General features: G+C 66.9%; 15 protein-coding genes. 5 read left to right on the top strand and 10 right to left on the bottom strand.

Features of this window, described 5'->3' with window-relative positions; genetic code table 11:
• Window positions 1–392 precede the first annotated feature (392 nt).
• Window positions 393–554, top strand: a complete 162-nt coding sequence (locus tag AE618_RS28385; protein WP_171905132.1) for a Thivi_2564 family membrane protein — start codon at window positions 393–395, stop codon at window positions 552–554.
• 24 nt (window positions 555–578) lie between these two features.
• Here AE618_RS28385 and AE618_RS03500 read toward each other — a convergent pair whose 3' ends face one another.
• On the bottom strand, window positions 579–1,895 hold the full coding sequence (locus tag AE618_RS03500; RefSeq protein ID WP_054207663.1) for a hypothetical protein: 1,317 nt from the start codon (window positions 1,893–1,895) through the stop codon (window positions 579–581).
• 220 nt (window positions 1,896–2,115) lie between these two features.
• Between AE618_RS03500 and AE618_RS03495 the strand changes: the two genes are divergently transcribed.
• The 3 genes from AE618_RS03495 (at window position 2,116) to upp (ending at window position 5,362) form a co-directional block, all read left to right on the top strand.
• On the top strand, window positions 2,116–3,378 hold the full coding sequence (locus AE618_RS03495; protein ID WP_054207676.1) for a GTP cyclohydrolase II: 1,263 nt from the start codon (window positions 2,116–2,118) through the stop codon (window positions 3,376–3,378).
• Window positions 3,379–3,383: 5 nt separating this feature from the next.
• Complete coding sequence (locus tag AE618_RS03490; protein ID WP_054207662.1) at window positions 3,384–4,601, top strand: URC4/urg3 family protein; 1,218 nt, start codon at window positions 3,384–3,386, stop codon at window positions 4,599–4,601.
• A gap of 119 nt (window positions 4,602–4,720) precedes the next feature.
• The gene (gene upp, locus AE618_RS03485; RefSeq protein ID WP_054207661.1) at window positions 4,721–5,362 is read left to right on the top strand and encodes a uracil phosphoribosyltransferase; all 642 of its coding nucleotides are present in this window, start codon (window positions 4,721–4,723) and stop codon (window positions 5,360–5,362) included.
• A gap of 70 nt (window positions 5,363–5,432) precedes the next feature.
• Here the strand turns inward: upp and AE618_RS03480 are convergent, their stop codons facing one another.
• The 9 genes from AE618_RS03480 to AE618_RS03440 all read right to left on the bottom strand — a co-directional run bounded on the left by AE618_RS03480 (window position 5,433) and on the right by AE618_RS03440 (window position 13,106).
• Window positions 5,433–5,861: a DUF1236 domain-containing protein gene (locus AE618_RS03480; RefSeq protein WP_054207660.1), complete on the bottom strand. Its 429-nt coding sequence runs from the start codon at window positions 5,859–5,861 to the stop codon at window positions 5,433–5,435.
• Between the two features lie 268 nt (window positions 5,862–6,129).
• A complete protein-coding gene (locus AE618_RS03475; RefSeq protein WP_054207659.1) occupies window positions 6,130–6,570 on the bottom strand; it encodes a DUF1236 domain-containing protein in 441 nt (146 codons plus the stop codon).
• Between the two features lie 223 nt (window positions 6,571–6,793).
• Window positions 6,794–7,765 (bottom strand): tripartite tricarboxylate transporter substrate-binding protein, encoded by a 972-nt coding sequence (locus tag AE618_RS03470; protein ID WP_054207658.1) that lies wholly within the window; start codon window positions 7,763–7,765, stop codon window positions 6,794–6,796.
• 65 nt (window positions 7,766–7,830) lie between these two features.
• Window positions 7,831–9,330, bottom strand: a complete 1,500-nt coding sequence (locus AE618_RS03465) for a tripartite tricarboxylate transporter permease (RefSeq protein WP_197280665.1) — start codon at window positions 9,328–9,330, stop codon at window positions 7,831–7,833.
• A gap of 4 nt (window positions 9,331–9,334) precedes the next feature.
• On the bottom strand, window positions 9,335–9,853 hold the full coding sequence (locus AE618_RS03460) for a tripartite tricarboxylate transporter TctB family protein (protein ID WP_054207656.1): 519 nt from the start codon (window positions 9,851–9,853) through the stop codon (window positions 9,335–9,337).
• Window positions 9,853–10,842 carry a LysR family transcriptional regulator gene (locus AE618_RS03455; RefSeq protein WP_054207655.1) on the bottom strand — a complete coding sequence of 330 codons (990 nt, stop codon included), beginning with the start codon at window positions 10,840–10,842 and terminating at the stop codon, window positions 9,853–9,855. The genes AE618_RS03460 and AE618_RS03455 overlap by 1 nt, the downstream gene beginning before the upstream one ends.
• A gap of 153 nt (window positions 10,843–10,995) precedes the next feature.
• Complete coding sequence (locus AE618_RS03450) at window positions 10,996–11,895, bottom strand: DMT family transporter (protein ID WP_054207675.1); 900 nt, start codon at window positions 11,893–11,895, stop codon at window positions 10,996–10,998.
• A gap of 152 nt (window positions 11,896–12,047) precedes the next feature.
• Window positions 12,048–12,710 (bottom strand): glutathione S-transferase family protein, encoded by a 663-nt coding sequence (locus tag AE618_RS03445; RefSeq protein ID WP_054207654.1) that lies wholly within the window; start codon window positions 12,708–12,710, stop codon window positions 12,048–12,050.
• Between the two features lie 135 nt (window positions 12,711–12,845).
• Window positions 12,846–13,106 carry a hypothetical protein gene (locus AE618_RS03440; protein ID WP_054207653.1) on the bottom strand — a complete coding sequence of 87 codons (261 nt, stop codon included), beginning with the start codon at window positions 13,104–13,106 and terminating at the stop codon, window positions 12,846–12,848.
• Between the two features lie 132 nt (window positions 13,107–13,238).
• On the opposite strand from AE618_RS03440, the gene AE618_RS03435 reads away from it, so the two are divergent.
• Entirely contained in the window at window positions 13,239–16,187 is a 2,949-nt protein-coding gene (locus AE618_RS03435; protein WP_054207652.1) for an N-6 DNA methylase, read from the top strand.
• The last annotated feature ends 29 nt before the right edge of the window (window positions 16,188–16,216 follow it).

Genomic DNA, 16,216 nt, shown 5'->3' with positions numbered 1-16,216 from the left:
CACCAAGGCCGAGTGTGTCCGCCCCCGCGCGCCCCGCCCCCCCGGGGGAGGGTTAGGGATGGGGGGCCGCGGGGGGGGGGCGGCCCGCCCCCGCGGGGGGGGGCGGCCCCCCCCCCCCCCCCCGGGGGGGGGGGGGGGGGGGGGGGGGGGGGGGGGCCGCAAAGCCAGCGCCCTGTCCTTGATCGACTCGCCGAGCGGAACTGCCCCCCACCCCAGCCCTCCCCACCGCAAGGGGGGGGAGGGAGTCGGTTGCGCCCAGCGCGCCAGCGAACCACCCCAGCGGAACCAATTCCCGCCCTGCGACGTTCTGTCAGCGGATCGGAGTGCTCGCGAATGCGTCGCGGCACTGGCTCCGGGGGGCCGGCTCACGGCCGTTATCAAAGGTTCATTTCATGTCCATTCTCATTTCGCTGCTGATCACGGTCCTCGTCATCGGCCTCGTGCTCTATCTCGTTCGGATGCTGCCGCTCGACAGCCAGATCAAGAACGTCGTCCAGATCATCGTCATCGTCATCGGCATCATCTCGCTGCTGCGCTATCTCGCCGTGTTCTGAGCAAGTGCGGCCCCCTCTGCGGCCTCAGGGCCGCGGCGGGAGCCGCGGGCCGGGCTTGGGCGGAGGCGGCGGGTTGCGTCCGGGAACCATCGGCTGCCGCGCCGGAACCGGAGGTGGGGGAAGCTTCTGGTGAATCGGCGCGGGGGCTGGCCGGTAGAAACGGTCGATCGCCTGCATCATCCAGGTTGTGTTGACGAAGGGCGCGAAGGGTTGGTTCGTCGCCCCATTGGCCCCCACCTTGATGAAGCCCTGCAGCCGCTCGCAGAAATATTGCCGTTCCTCGCGCGATTCTCCCGCCAGACCTGCGGCCACGGCCTCGCGATACATGCGCGCGATGATCTGCTGCTCGTGGCGCTTTTCGCCGCCATAGCTCGCCTTTGCGTTTTCGTTGGCGGCGAAGACGCTGGCCTGCCCCGTCAGCGCCGCCCGCGCCCAGTTGCCCTGCGCCGCCAGGAAATGATGCCCGTTGGCGCGCAATGCGCCTGAATAATCGCCCACCACCACCGAAGCGATGTTGACGCCGTGCATCTGCAGCGTCTGCAGGAACCCGATGAAGTTGCGCGCGTCCGGTCGGTAATGGCCGCTGTCGTTGCAGACCTCGGCAATGATCCCGTTCTTCATCTTGATGGTGCCGGCGCAGAGCACGGGCTCCCCGGCGAGATAGGACGAGTGATAGAAATTGCCCTCGTCGCCGAACCCTTTCCGGCAATGATGGCGGGCCATGTAGAGCTCGCGGCCCATGCTCATGGCGAACCCGCCCCAGTTTGCCGACTTGTTGAAGACGGGGCTGGTTGCGGTCGATGAATCGGCGAGCACGAGGCTGAGCGCGCCGGCGTTCTTTTCGGCGCCCTCGATCCCCTTGCCGGGCCAGGTGAACATGTAGGCCTTCCCCTTTCGGAAGGTCAGGCGGTATTTGTCGACCTCGGCGCGACTGAGATAGATCGCGGCTTGGCCCAGCACGTCGAGATGCTCGCCGTGATAGGACAACCGGCGGCCGAAATGCCGCTCAAGATACTCCGGCAGGACATTGACTGTCGTGCCCAGCGACTGGGCCAACGTTTCGGCGGTGAATTGATAGAGTCCATAGATCGCTGGCGTGCGACCTTTGTTCATCGATGAATGGCGCTTGACGTCCTTCAGCCAGTAGTCGAGCGTGAAGAAAAGATCCGCCTTGAGCTGAATCTTGACGTAACCGTCCTGGCATTTTCCGTATTCGTCGATCAACGTGTCGATACGGGTCAGGATCGTGTCATCGCTGCGCCTTGCCAGGGAGACGGCGCTGTCCTTCTTCCACTGCTCGAGGGGCGGCGTAGCCCTGTAGACCTTGGCTTGGGTGGCCATGCGGCGTTCGCCTTCGCTCGTGTTGACGGTCGCTCGACATCTACTGTTGCACAAACCGCAGCGATGTCGATGCCCTAAGGTAATCGCGACTTTGACGGCTCTCGCCCTGCATTGGGCGGTTGACGGCTATCCCTGAGCCGGTCACGATACAGTCTTCGGTTGAAGGCCCCGGGCGCGCATGTCTGGGGCCTTTATCGTTCTGATGACTTCGGACCCGGCGATGAGCTCTCCCAACCGCACGACCCATATCCGCCTGACCTCGCACCCCGAGCCCGGCAGCGCCGCGACGCGCTTTCCGATCCGATGGGGCGCGGAGACGGTGGCGCAGCGCGGTCCGGTCATCGCCTCGACGACGACGCCGGGAGACCGCAACGTCATCGGCGCCCATGGCGGCTCCTATTCGATCTATCGCGCGCTGGCGATCTCGGCCCGGGCGATGAACCCCTCGCAGCGGCCCGATCTGCACAACACCCATCCGACCGCCGAGATCCGCGAGCAGCCGCAATGGTTTTCGCCCGGGAAAATCGTGTCGATGGATCCGTTCGGCCATCGCGTCGCCCAGGATTTCGGCCAGTGGATCGGCGAGGGCATCGACATCCGCCCGACCATCGCCGTCACCAAGGCGAGGCTCAACCTGCCCGAGATCCTCGCCGCGATGGCCGCGCATCGGCTCGCCCCCGACGACCATATCCTGCACAAATCCGGCGATGTCAGCGTCACCAAGATCGCGATCGACCCGGTCTGGCATCTGCCGGGCATCGCCGAGCGCTTCGGCACCAGCGAGAACGAACTGCGCCGCACCCTCTTCGAGCAGACCGGCGGCATGTATCCGGAATTGGTGACGCGGCCCGACCTGCGCGTCTTCCTGCCGCCGATCGGCTCGATCACGGCCTATGTCGTCGGCGAGGTCTCGGCCCTGTCGGATGGCAAAAGCCGCGTCGCCTGCCGCGTCCATGACGAATGCAACGGCTCCGACGTCTTCGGGTCGGACATCTGCACCTGCCGGCCCTATCTTGTTCATGGCATCGAGGAGGCGGTGAAGGAGGCGCAAGGCGGCGGCGTCGGGCTGATCGTCTACAACCGCAAGGAGGGGCGTGCGCTCGGCGAGGTCACCAAGTTCCTCGTCTACAACGCCCGCAAGCGCCAGGAGGGTGGCGATTCCGCCGCGACCTATTTCGAGCGCACCGAATGCGTCGCTGGCGTGCAGGATGCCCGCTTCCAGCAATTGATGCCCGATGTGCTGCATTGGCTCGGCGTCACCCGGATCGACCGGCTGATGTCGATGTCGAACATGAAATACGACGCCATGGTCGAGAGCGGCATCGAGATCGGCGAGCGCGTCGCGATCCCGCCGGAGCTGATTCCGCCCGATGCCTCCGTCGAGATCGAGGCCAAGAAGGCGGCGGGCTACTATTCGCCCGATGGCGCACCCGGCGACAACGCGCTCAAGGCCACCGTCGGCCGCGACCTCGACAAGTTCTGACGCTCATGCCCGATCGCGATCCGGAGGCTTTGCGCCTGCTTCTGAAACCCGCCTCCATCCGCGCCCGCGCCCGGGAGATGCTGGAATTGGGGCTGGCGGGGAAGCTGCTGCATTTCAGCGTTCATCCAGAGCGGCTGGAGGCTTGCGCCGACTACGTCCTTGAGACGATCGAAGCGAATTATCCGACGCTCGACATTCCCTTCCATGCCCGCTGGCGGCATTTCGTCGTCGCCGGGATGGATCGCTGGAGCGTGCTCGATCTCAGTGCGAACTTCCGGGATGCCGCCGAGCGCGGGCGCGCCGCCTATGATCTCGCCATCGTCAGCGTGCTGCTCGATGCCGGCGCGGGGCCGGACTGGTCCTATCGCGACGTGCTCACAGGCAAGCAGGTCGCGCGCTCGGAGGGTCTGGCGCTGGCCTCGCTCGAGATGTTCGCCGCCGGCCTGTTCTCAAGCGATCCCGGCCAGCCATTGCGAGCCGATGCCACCGCGCTGAAGCGCCTCGACGCGGCGGCGCTTGCTGCGGGTTTCCAGGCCGGCCCGGCCAATCCCCTGCTTGCGGTCGAGGGGCGCGCGGCGCTGCTCAACCGGCTCGGCGAGGAACTCGAACGGCAGGGCATGAGCCGCCCCGGCGACCTGTTCGACCGCTTCCGCGCCGCAGCCGAGACCGGAACGCTGCGCGCCAGCCATATGCTGGGCGAGGTCCTGTCCTGTTTCGGGGGCATCTGGCCGTCGCGCCTGACGATCGCAGGCGTCGCGCTCGGCGACACCTGGCGCCATCCGCTGATCGCGCAGGGCAGCGTCACGGCCGGGCTCGTGCCCTTCCACAAGCTGTCGCAATGGCTGACCTATTCGCTGATCGAGCCGCTGCAATGGGCGGGCATTTCGGTGATCGACGTCGATGACCTCACCGGCCTGCCGGAATACCGCAATGGCGGGCTGTTCCTGGACCTGGGCGTGATCGCGCTGAAGGACGAGGCCGATGCGGCCCGCGCCCATGAGGCGGGTTCCACGCTCGTGGTCGAATGGCGGGCGCTGACGGTCGCACTGCTCGACGAGATCGGCAGCCTGATCCGCAAGCGGCTCGGCCGCACCTCCGAGGAGTTGCCGCTGGCCAAGGTGCTGGAGGGCGGCACCTGGGCGGCCGGCCGGCGCATCGCGGCGACGAAGCGCGCAGGCGGCGGCCCGCCCTTGACGATCATCAGCGACGGCACGGTATTTTGATTGGATAAGCGTCATTGCGAGTGCAGCGAAGCAATCCAGAATGGCTCGCTCGACGGCCCTTGGATTGCTTCGCTACGCTCGCAATGACGGCTTGAGGCGAGACAACAGGGACAGACGGAATGACCAAGCAGCAGGACGGTGTCACCGTCGTCGACCACCCGCTGGTCCGCCACAAGCTCACGCTGATGCGCGAGAAGGACCGCTCGACCAAGAGCTTCCGCCAGCTCCTCAACGAGATCGGCATGCTGCTCTGCTATGAGGTGACGCGCGACCTGCCGATCGAGATGATCGAGATCGAGACGCCGCTGACGAAGTCGATGCAGCCGATCATCTCCGGCAAGAAGATGGTTTTCGCGCCGATCCTGCGCGCCGGCGTCGGCTTCCTCGACGGCATGCTCGAACTGGTCCCGGCCGCCCGCGTCGCCCATATCGGCCTCTACCGCGATCCCGACACGCTGCAGGCGGTGGAGTACTACTTCAAGGCGCCCTCCGACGTCGCCGATCGCATGATCGTGGTGATGGACCCGATGCTGGCGACCGCCAACTCGGCCGTGGCCGCGATCGATCGGCTCAAGGAGCGCGGCGCCAAGGATCTGCGCTTCGTCTGCCTGCTGGCGGCGCCCGAGGGCATCGAGCGGCTTCGCGGCGCCCACCCGGACGTCCGGATCTGGACGGCGGCGATCGACGAGAAGCTGAACGACCACGGCTATATCGTGCCGGGCCTCGGCGACGCGGGCGACCGCATGTTCGGCACGCGCTGAGACCATAGGAAAGGCCCGCTCCCTGTCGGAAGCGGGCCTCTGGTCGCACGGGCAAAAGCCCCGCTCCCGATCAGTTGATGATCTGCACGATGCGGCGGGTGCGCGGCTCGACCAGCACGGGACGCTCGTTCACGACCGTATAGCGATAGCCCTGCGCGCCGTATTCTGCGGGCACGTCGCGGTAGACCACGCCCTGCTCGGGCAGGATCACGCCGACCGTGACGGGCTGCTTGTAAGCGTAGGACGGGACACGCTGCTCCATGACATAGGTGCGGAAACGCGGCGAGTCGTCGATCATGCTGCCGCCCGCGGCGTCGCGCTTCATCGGCGCAGCGCTCTGCCCCTGGATCGCGCCGGGGGTCTGGACCGTGCCGACGCCGAGCGCGGGATCGCGTGTGGCGCCGCCTGCGGGATCGCGGACGGCGGGGCCGGTGCTCTGGGCGAAGACGGTAGCGGGAAGCACAGCAAGAGCTGCGGCGAAAGCGAGGCTTTTCATCATGTTGGAACTCCCTGAGATATGGCGACGTATTCACGCGAAGCGCATGGCGGATCTCGTGAACAGAACGGGTCAAGCTGGAAAGCCGGAAAGTCCTTCGACGATCGGTAGCGCCTCCAGTACCTGCTGAATCAACGAAGCGATCGCCTGGTTGTTCCAACTGCAGATGCTGCTCGGCAATTCCTGCGATAATTCTGGTCGGGATAAGAAAAAGGCCCGCTCCAAGGCTGGAGCGGGCCGATCATTGGCCGTGCAGAATGCGGGCGCAGGATCAGTTGATGATCTGCACCACGCGGCGGGTGCGCGGCTCGACCAGGACCGGGCGCTCGTTCACGACCGTGTAGCGGTAGCCGGCGGGCGCGCCGTACTCGGCGGGCACCTCGCGATAGACGACGCCCTCCTCCGGCAGGACGGTGCCGACCGCGACCGGCTGCTGGTAGGTGTAGGACGGCACGCTTTGCTCGACGACATAGGTGCGGAACTTGGGCGAGGCTGCGTCGCCGATGATGGCGCCGACCACCGCGCCGCCGACGCCGCCGACAGCCGCTCCGATCGGGCCACCGACGATCGCGCCGCCGATGGCGCCCGAGGTCGCGCCGCTGACGGCACCACCGGTTGCGCCGCCCGAGGGTTGCTGCTGGACCTGGGTCTGGGCGAAGGCCGTGGCCGGGATCGCGATAATCGCGGCGACGAGTGCAAGCTTCTTGATCATGATCGTTCTCCTTCCGAGAGACATTCCGGAGGGGACAACACCGGACGGCGTTGCCGGTTCCGGATCGGTCGGTCACGACATGTTACACAGCGTCAACTGTTGAGACGAAGTCTCGATCTTTCAACGGGTTGGAGCGTCACTCCGCAGCCGGACACGGAAACGCTGAAACGAAAAACGGCGGGCCGATGGCCCGCCGTCATCTTTGGAAGCGGTGGTGGCGACCTTATTTCGGCGCGGCTTTCAGCGCCGGGTCGAGCTTGGCCGCGTCGCGCTTGATCAGGGCGGCGAAGCCGTCAGGCGTGCGCTCGGCGGCGGTCGGCAGAACGGTCCCAAGTTCGAGCAGGCGCTTCTTGGTGTTCTCGTCGTTCAGCGCCTTGTTCAGCGCATCGACGAGCCGGTCGACGGCCTCCTTCGGCGTGCCCTTCGGTGCGGCAATGCCGTTCCAGGCCTCGATCTGGTACTCCGGCAGGCCGGCTTCCGTGGTCGTCGGCACGTTCGGCAGAGCCGGCGAGCGTTGGGCCGAGGCGATGGCATAGGCCTTGATCGTGCCGGCCTTCACCTGCTCGGAGACGCTGACGATCTGGTCGCACATGAAGTCGATCTGGCCGGAGACCAGATCGTTCAGCGCGGGGCCCGTTCCGCGATAGGCAACGGCATTGAGCTTGGGTGTGCCGAGAATGCCCTTGAACAGAGTGCAGGTCGTCCAGGACACGGAGCCGAGGCCGGCATGGGCCTCGTTGAACTTGTCCGGATTGGCCTTGACCGCTGCGACGAAGGCCTTGAGGTCCGCCGCATCGAGGTTCTTGCGCCCGACGATCAGGATCGGCGTGCCGCCGGCCATGCCGATCGGCTGCATGCCGTTGATCGGGTCGTATTTCAGGCCCGGATAGGTCGCTGGCGCAGCCGAGAAGGTGCCCAGATGGCCCATCGCGATGGTGTAGCCATCGGGAGCGGCCGTCAGGGCGCGGGTGATGCCCGTGGTGCCGCCGGCGCCGGCGACGTTCTCGATCACAACCTGCTGGCCCAGCGTCTTCGACATGTGGTCGCCGACGATGCGGGCGATGATGTCGGTGGGTCCGCCGGCGGCGAAGGGCACGATCATCGTCACGGGTTTGGTGGGATAGGCCTGGGCGTGCGCCCCGCCTGCGAGCGCGAGCGACAGGGCGGCGGCGAGGCCGAGTACTGTTCTTTTCATGGGCGGATCCTTCCTCGTTATGGTTGCAGGCAAGGTGGGGCCGCGCTCGAGGCGCGGCAACCCCGTCATTCGGTGAAGACCTCGTCCCTCTTCTTGTTGATCGACGGCAGCAGCGCCACCACCAGGATGACCACAGCGACCACCAGCAGCCCGGCCGAGATCGGCCGCTCGACGAAGGTCATGAACGAGCCACGCGAGATGATCAGGGCCTGACGCAGCTTCTCTTCCATCAGTTTGCCGAGCACGAAGCCCAGCAGCATCGGCGCCGGCTCGAAACCGAGCTTGATCAGCAGGTAACCGAACAGACCGAACATCGCGGTGAAGGCGACGTCGACCGGCTGGTTGTTCACCGAATAGATGCCGATGCAGCAGAAGATCAGGATCGACGGGAACATCAGACGATAGGGCACCTGCAGCAGCTTCACCCAGACGCCGACCAACGGCAGGTTGATGATCAGCAGCATCAGGTTGCCGATCCACATCGAGGCGATCATGCCCCAGAACAGGTCCGGGTTCTTGGTTATCACCTGCGGGCCGGGAATGATGCCGTGGATGGTCATGGCACCGACCATCAGCGCCATCACGGCGTTGGGCGGGATGCCGAGCGTCAGCAGCGGGATGAAGGCCGTCTGCGCGCCGGCATTGTTGGCCGATTCAGGTCCTGCGACACCCTCGATAGCGCCCTTGCCGAAGCGGGACGGATCCTTGGCGATTTTCTTTTCCAGCGTGTAGCTCGCAAACGGTCCCAGCACCGCGCCGTTGCCCGGCAGGATGCCGAGGATGCCGCCGATGAAGGTACCGCGCAGCACGGGCGCGACCGACTGCTTGATGTCGTTCCAGTCCGGCAGCAGGCGCCCGATCTTGGTTTTCACCACGTCGCGCGCCTCGGGGTTTTCGAGGTTGCGAAGCACTTCGGCAAAGCCGAACACGCCCATCGCGAGCACGGCGAAGTCGATGCCGTCCGCCAGCGGCGCGAAGCCCAGCGTCATGCGCTCCTGGCCGGTCTCGAGATCGGTGCCGACAGTCGAAAGCAGCAGGCCTACCATGATCATGCAGAAGGCCTTCAGGATCGAGCCGCGCGCCAGAACGACCGCGAAGCACAGACCCATCACCATCAGCGAGAAATACTCGGCCGGGCCAAACAGCAAGGCGAGCTTGGTCAACGGCGCGCCGAGCGCGGCGATGAAGAGGGTCGCGACGCAGCCGGCGAAGAAGGAGCCGATCGCGGCCGTGCCGAGCGCCACGCCGGCGCGGCCCTGCTTGGCCATCTGGTGGCCGTCCAGCGTCGTCACGACCGAGGTCGCCTCGCCGGGAATGTTGACCAGGATGGCGGTGGTCGAGCCGCCATACTGCGCGCCGTAATAGATGCCGGCGAGCATGATCAGCGCGCCGGTCGGATCGAGCCCGAAGGTAATCGGCAGCAGGATGGCGATGGTCGCGATGGGGCCGACGCCCGGCAGGACGCCGATCAGCGTGCCGACGAGGCAGCCGGCGAAGCACAGCGCGAGGTTTTGCAGCGACAGGGCGACGCCGAAGCCCAGCGCGAGATTGGAAAACATGTCCATGACGTCAGATTCCCAGCAGCCAGGGCGCGAGCGGGATGGGCAGCGACAGCGCATATTTGAACAGGAGCGCGCAGGCCGTGCTCATGGCCACCGCGAAGATCACCAGTTCCTTGGGCCGGAAGTCGTCGGCGGCCAAGCCCGAGATCAGGATCACCAGCGGGCCGGCCACGGCCAGCCCGAGCTGCGGCACATGGATCGGTCCGATATCGAAGCCGCGGATGCACAGAGCGAAGACGCAGGCTGCGCCCAGCACGAAGAAGACGCCGCGCCACGACCAGCCCGACAACGCCTCACCCTCGAAGCGCAGGCTCGACAGTACGAGCAGCGCGCCGAGGAAGGCGCAGATCACCGCGAAGGACTTCGGCAGCATGCCCGGGCCCAACTGGCGCAGCGTGCCCATGGGCAGCTCCCAGGACATCACCATGGCGAGGCCCGCGAGCAGGAGCATGAAAAGCCCCGCCGCGAGATCCTGACTGGACCGTACGCGGACCCCTTGTGCCTTTTCGATCTGGTTCAAACTCATCAGGCTCCTCCGACTGCCGACCCGACGAGGCGGGCGGTCCGTTTCAGCTTCGTTGCGGGAATGGCGAACGGCAGCAGATGCCGTTCGTCGATCAGGGTGACGCTCTCGCGCAGGATGGCCAGGAAGTCATCACGGCAGGCCAGCTTCTGCTGCGGCCGCCAGGCGATGCCGACGAGCGCGCCGGGCGGCGGCGGATCGAGCAGCGCGCCGCGCAGGCGCCGCATCGTGACGCCGGGAAAGCTCAGCCGGCAGACCCAGTCGGGCGCCAGCGCCATGCCGAGCCCCGCCGCCACGGCCGACATCATCGCCGGCTTTTCCGTTGCCTCGATGGTCACGTTGGGGACGGCGCCGACGCTCTCGAAATAGGCCATCACCAGATCATAGGCGAAGGGCCGGATGCGCTTGGAGGGAACCACGAAAGGCTCGCCGACCAGGTCCTGCATCGTCAGGGATTCGCGCGCCGCGAGCGGGTGGCTCTCGTGCAGCACGACGATCGGCCGCTCGACGCGCAGGATCTCGAAGGCGCATTCGGTCGGCTTGCGCGGCGGGCGCGTCAAGGCGAGGTCGAGCTTGCCGACCTCGAGCATCTGCACGAGCGCGGCCGTCATCGCCTCGACGAACTTGATCTCGACGCCGGGATACTGCTGCCGGAAGGCGACCAGCGCCTCGGGCACGAAGCTCGACGAGGCAGCATCGATCGCGCCGACCCGCAGCACCCGGCCCGAAGAGAGCGACGCCTGGCGCACCGCGCGCGAGGCATGCTCCATCTTCATCAGGATGCCCTTGGCCTCCTCGAGCATGATCAGCCCGGCCCGAGTCAGAGCCACCTGGCGGGTGGTCCGGGTCAGAAGGCTGACGCCGAGCTCGTCTTCGAGGCTGCTGATCTGCCGCGAAAGGGCTGGTGGTGCGAGGCCGAGCCGCTCGGCTGCTCGGCCGAAGTGAAGCTCCTCCGCCACCGCGATGAAACATCGCAGTTGCCGAACATCCATGGTGTTCCTCTGATCCCCTCTGGCGTACCGTTTTCCGATATCTTCCAGTCGTTGCGCTCTGCCCCGATAAGCGCTGCTACCGTGAAAGCGAACCTAGGGCAATTCATAATTTTTTGGCAATAAACCTTGGCGTGATCGGTCGGGCTTGTGGCTTCAGACGCCCGTCGCCGGCCGCGCCCGTCGAAACAGCCGGCCGTCGATCAGGGCGAGGCCCGCGAAGATCGCCGCCATGCCGGCGAAGTGGCGCGGCAGCAGGTTCTCGCCGAGCAATCCGACGCCGAGCAGGATGGCGCTGACCGGGATCAGGAAGGTCACCAGCATCGCATTGGTCCCGCCCGCGCGCCGCATGATCTCGAAGAAGATCACATAGGCCAGCGCGGTCGAAACCAGCGCGAGCCCGACGAGAGCGCCCGCAGCCTGCCAGGACGGTGCCGGCAAAGCCCAGGGTGGTGCGAAAACCAGCACGATCGGCAGCATCATCACGCTCGTCGCGGTCAGTTGCCCCGCTGCCGTCACCAGTGGCGGCAGGTCCCGGAAGCGGCGGCCATAGAGGCCCGAAAAGCCGTAGGACAGCGCCGCCCCGAGCGCGGCGAACTGCGCCAGCAGCGATGCATGCAGGCCCGACAGCGCGTCGGGGCCCATCAGGATGGCCACGCCGCAAAGCCCCGCGAGCACGCCGGCGAGCTTCAGCGGCGTCGCCCGCTCATTCCTGCCGAAGAGATGCACGACGATGACGCCGAAGACCGGCGTGGTCGCGTTGAGGATGGCCGAGAGGCCGCTCGGCAGCTGGGTCTGGCTCCAAAAGATCAGGCAGAACGGGATCAGGTTGTTGAGCAGGCCCATCGCGAAGAAGGAGCGCCACATCGCCCCGCCCACGGCCAGATCGAGGCCCCGCCCCCTCAGCACCAGATAGAGCACGCCGGCCGCCAGCACGCAGCGCGATAAAACCACCATCAGCGGCGGCCATTCCCCGACCGCGATCTTGCCGAAGAAGAACGAGCCGCCCCAGAGCACGGACAGCGCGAGCAGCAGCAGCCACTCGCGAAGACCCATCGCAGGGCCGCCCGTCGCAGGAAGGCCCATGGACGGGGCGGGGGATGCTGGAGCAGACGTCATGCCGAAGACCCGATCGCGACGGCGCAGGCTCCGCCATCTGTCGGCTTTTGGTTAGGCGGTGGCGCCCTGCGGCGCCACCCGTTTTCCGCTCACGCGGCCTCGGCCTCGCGGGCCTGCCACATCGCCTTGAAGGCCGGGCGGGCATGGCAGGCGTCGAGCCAGGCTTTGACACGGGGGGCCGCATCGAAAAGCGCCGTTGCCGGCTTCGCATAGCGGATGATCTCGGCGACGTTGATGTCGGCGACGGTGAAGCGGCCGCCCATGACGAAGCCGCCGCCCTGCGCCAGCACGCCGTCGAGGACCGCGAAGGGGGCGGGCAGGGCGGCCAGCGCCGCCTCGACCAGCTCGGGCTTGCGCTTCTCGGGCGGATAAGCGGCCATGTGGTACTGGATGTTGAGCGCATGGGGCTCCACCGACGTGCTCGCCCAGAGCGACCACATCTCCGCCAGCCCCTCCTCCTGCGCATCCTTCGGCGCCAGCGGCCCGCCATGCTTGCGGGCGAGATAGAGGTTGATCGCCAGCGATTCCTGCAGCTTGAAGCCGCCATCGTCGATCGCGGGAATCTGCCCCTTCGGATTGATCGCCAGGAAGTCCGGGCTCTGCGTGTGCAGCGGTGCGCCGGGCGCGTTCGGATCGGGCAGGCGGTAGACCTGGATCACCGGGACATGGGTGAAGGACAGGCCAAGCTCATTAGCCAGCCAGATGTTGCGCGAGGCGCGCGAGCGGTAGCAGCCATAGATCGTCAGGGTCATCGTGAGGCCTTGGGGGGGGAGGGGGGAGCGATCCGGTCTTACAGGAGAGTCGGGGTTGGCGCGAAGGGGTGGGGGCTCGGCCGTTGATCGGCGCGCAGTCGGGGTAAGTCAGCTTCCGCCGCCGGCTTGCACGCTTCAGTCCTCCAAAGCGAACTGTGTCGCGTGAAGCCGGTCCATTTCCCTGTCGAAGCGAGCCCAGAGCGGTGTGCCCTCCTCACCAAGCATCTTCGAGTCGCGTTCGAAGCGATTCTCCTCATGCACGGCGTCGAGCGGATCGCGCCATGGGAAGATCGCTGTCGCTTCGAGCCTGGCCAGCGTCGCTTCCAGCCGCGAATGGATCGCGAAACGCTGTGCTTCCGAAAGCGTTTCGCGCTCGGCGTTGTCTTGCGCGAACAAATCTGCTTGACCTGACTTCATGGCCGAAACCTAAATCCTCACGGGCGTCGTGGCCAAGAGGCTCTAGCAAAAAATGAGTGGATAGTGGCGAACGGTTGGCGCAGGGACCGACTGCCGGACATCGTCCGGTCTATGGCCTCGCGGCCCCGGCACGAGGCGTTGCGGGGTCTCGTCACGGAGCTGCTGCGGGAAGGCTTCGGCGCCGCGTTCAGCGAGCTGGAGCACGAGCGCTATCTCATCGACAACAGCGGGCGCATCGACGTGGCCTGGGGCGCCACCGTCATCGAACTGAAGAGCGATCTTCGCCGCGAAGAGCGCGACGTTCTCGCCCGGATGCCCGACTATCTGGCCGATGCGAGCCGCGCAAGCGCTGCGGGCCGCACCACCGTTGGCCTCGCCACAGACGGTGCAACCTTGCTGGCCTACACGCTCGATCGCGGGGCGCTGTCGCCGATCGGACGCTACGACGTCGACGTCGAACACCCGGAACGGCTGCTGAGCTGGCTCGAGCCGTTGCTGTCGCCCGTTCCGGAGGTGATGCCGACACCGATCACGGTGGCGCTCGCCTTCGGCCGCTACAGCCTTGCCTTCGGTCGCGCACATGCGGCGCTGCAGCGGCTGTGGGCCGAGGTCGGCGACCATCCCGAAGTCAAGTTGAAGCGCGATCTGTGGGACGGATTGCTGCGCCAAGTCTACGGCGACGACGTTGGTAGCGATGCCCTGTTTCTGCAGCACACCTATCTGACCATCCTCGTCAAGGCGATCGCGGCGCGCGTGCTCGATCTGGAGATCGGCGATCCCGCGGAGATGCTGTCGGGCCGTCTGCTGACGAGTGAAGGCATCGTCGGCGCCGTCGAGGCCGATTTCTTCGACTGGCCTCTGATCGTCCCAGGCGGCGAAGACCTCGTGCGCTCGCTGGCGGCTGAAACGATTCGCTTTCGCCTCCGCGATGTCGAGGTCGATGTCCTCAAAAGCCTCTATGAGAGCCTGATCGACCCAGATGAGCGCCACGATCTCGGCGAATACTACACGCCGGATTGGCTGGCGGCGCGGGTCGTCGCGGCGGCGGTTCCGCGCCCGCTGGAGCAGCGCGTCCTCGATCCGTCCTGCGGCTCCGGGACCTTCCTGTTCCACGCGCTGCGCCGCCTGATCGCGGCAGGGAAGGAGGCGCGGCTGCCGCCGGCCGAGATCGTCGCCGCCTGCGCCGACAAGGTCTTCGGGATCGATGTCCATCCCGTCGCGGTCGCGCTCGCCCGCGTCACCTGGCTGCTGGCGCTCGGCGACCTGGTGCAGGATCGGCCGCCCACGCTCACCGTGCCCGTCTACATGGGCGACTCGATGCAGTGGAGCCTGCGCCCGCTCGGCGCCTCGGCCGAAGTGCTGGTCGACGTGCCGCCCAACGATCCACCCCTGCGCATCCCGGCCGGGCTTGCGAGCGATCTCGCCCTGTTCGAGCGCGCGCTCGACGAACTCAACCGCGGGCTCGACACGCTGGCGGAGCCGGAGACGGTGCGCGACGCAATCGCCCGCGCCGGCGCCACGGCGGAAGACGCTGCCCTGCTCGGGCGCACCTTCGCGCAGTTGAAGCAGCTCTTTCTCGATGGCCGCAACCACATCTGGACCTTCATCCTGCGCAACCTGCTGCGCCCCGTCTGGCTGTCGCATCCCGACCACCGCGCCGATGTGCTGATCGGCAATCCGCCCTGGATCGTCTATCGCCATCTCAGCGCCGACATGAAGGACCGGCTGCGCGAGGCGCTGCAGAGCTACGGCCTCTGGGTCGGCGGCAGCCTCGCCACGCATCAGGACATGTTCGCGCTGTTCTGGGCGCGCGGGGCCGAGCGCTATCTGCGTCAGGGCGGCACGCTGGCGCTGGTCCTGCCCTATGCCGCGCTCAACGCCCCGGTCTTCGCAGGGATGCGCGACGGCACCCTGCAGCGCGTGCGCGTGGCGATCACCGGCGGCTGGGGCCTGGAGCGGGTGTGGCCGATCTTCGGGGCGCAGTCGGGCAGCAGCACGACCAGTACTTGCGTGCTGTTCGGCGAGCGAGATCGGACTGGAGGGCCGCCGGCCGAGTTCGATCGCTGGGTGGGCGTGCTGCCTCGGCGCGACGCCAGCGAGGCCGAGGCGGCGGATGCTCTCGAACATTTGCGCGCGCCTTGGCCGCGAGCGCGAACGCTGATCGCCGCCTCGCCCTATCGGCGGCGCTTCCGGCAGGGCGCGACATTGACGCCGCGCCGGTTCTTCCTGGTCGACAATGCAGCCACCGGGCGTCTCCTGAGCCGCCGTGACGCGCCGCGTGTGCGGGGCCGCGTCGGCAATCTGGACAAGGCGCCATGGACCGGCGTCGAACCGCCCGAGGGGGCGGTCGAGCGTGCTTTCCTGCGCCGGATCGCGCTGGGTGAGTCGGTCGCGCCCTATCGCCTCCTCGATCTCGCGACGGGCGTCGTGCCGATGGAGGGAGGCGTCATCCTCACCGCGGCCAGCGCGGATTCTCGGGGGCATCGGGGACTCGCCGCCTGGTTGCGCGATGCGGAGGCGAAGTGGAACGAGCACAGCAACAAGGCGACAGACGGCTCGCCACGTGTGACGCTGGCGCAGTCTCTCAACCATCTGCAGAAATTGACGGCGCAGGCTACGAAGCACCCAATTCGCGTCTTCTGCTCTGCCTCGGGCACGCGACTCAGCGCCTGTTGGAGTTCTGAGGATGATCTCGTTGTAGATAAAAAGGCCTATTGGGCGGCAGCTCACTCGATCGAAGAGGCCGCGTATGTCGCCGCCGTTTTAAACACCAGTGTCGTGCTCGACCGCGTGAGAGACCTCCAGCCCGTCGGCCAGCGCGATCCACGCGATTTCGACAATCTGGTCTGGACGCTGCCGATCCCCGAATTCGATGCGGCCGAGGCGCTGCATCAGGACCTCGCCGCAGCGGCTTTGCACGCTGCGACCGTCTCCGCGCGTGTTGGACTGCCGGGCGAGGCCCATTTCACCGCCAAGCGGCGGCTGATCCGGCAGGCGCTGGTCGCCGACGGGGTGGCGGAAACGATCGAGCGTCTCGTCGATGCGCTCCCCCCGCCATAAGCCCGACAGGTCGGGATCGCGGCGCGTGC

The organism is Allobosea vaviloviae (genome assembly GCF_001298265.1).
Lineage (GTDB): Bacteria > Pseudomonadota > Alphaproteobacteria > Rhizobiales > Beijerinckiaceae > Allobosea > Allobosea vaviloviae_B.
The sequence above is the reverse complement of the archived record's forward strand: the minus strand, read 5'-3'. Positions and strand labels throughout refer to the sequence as shown.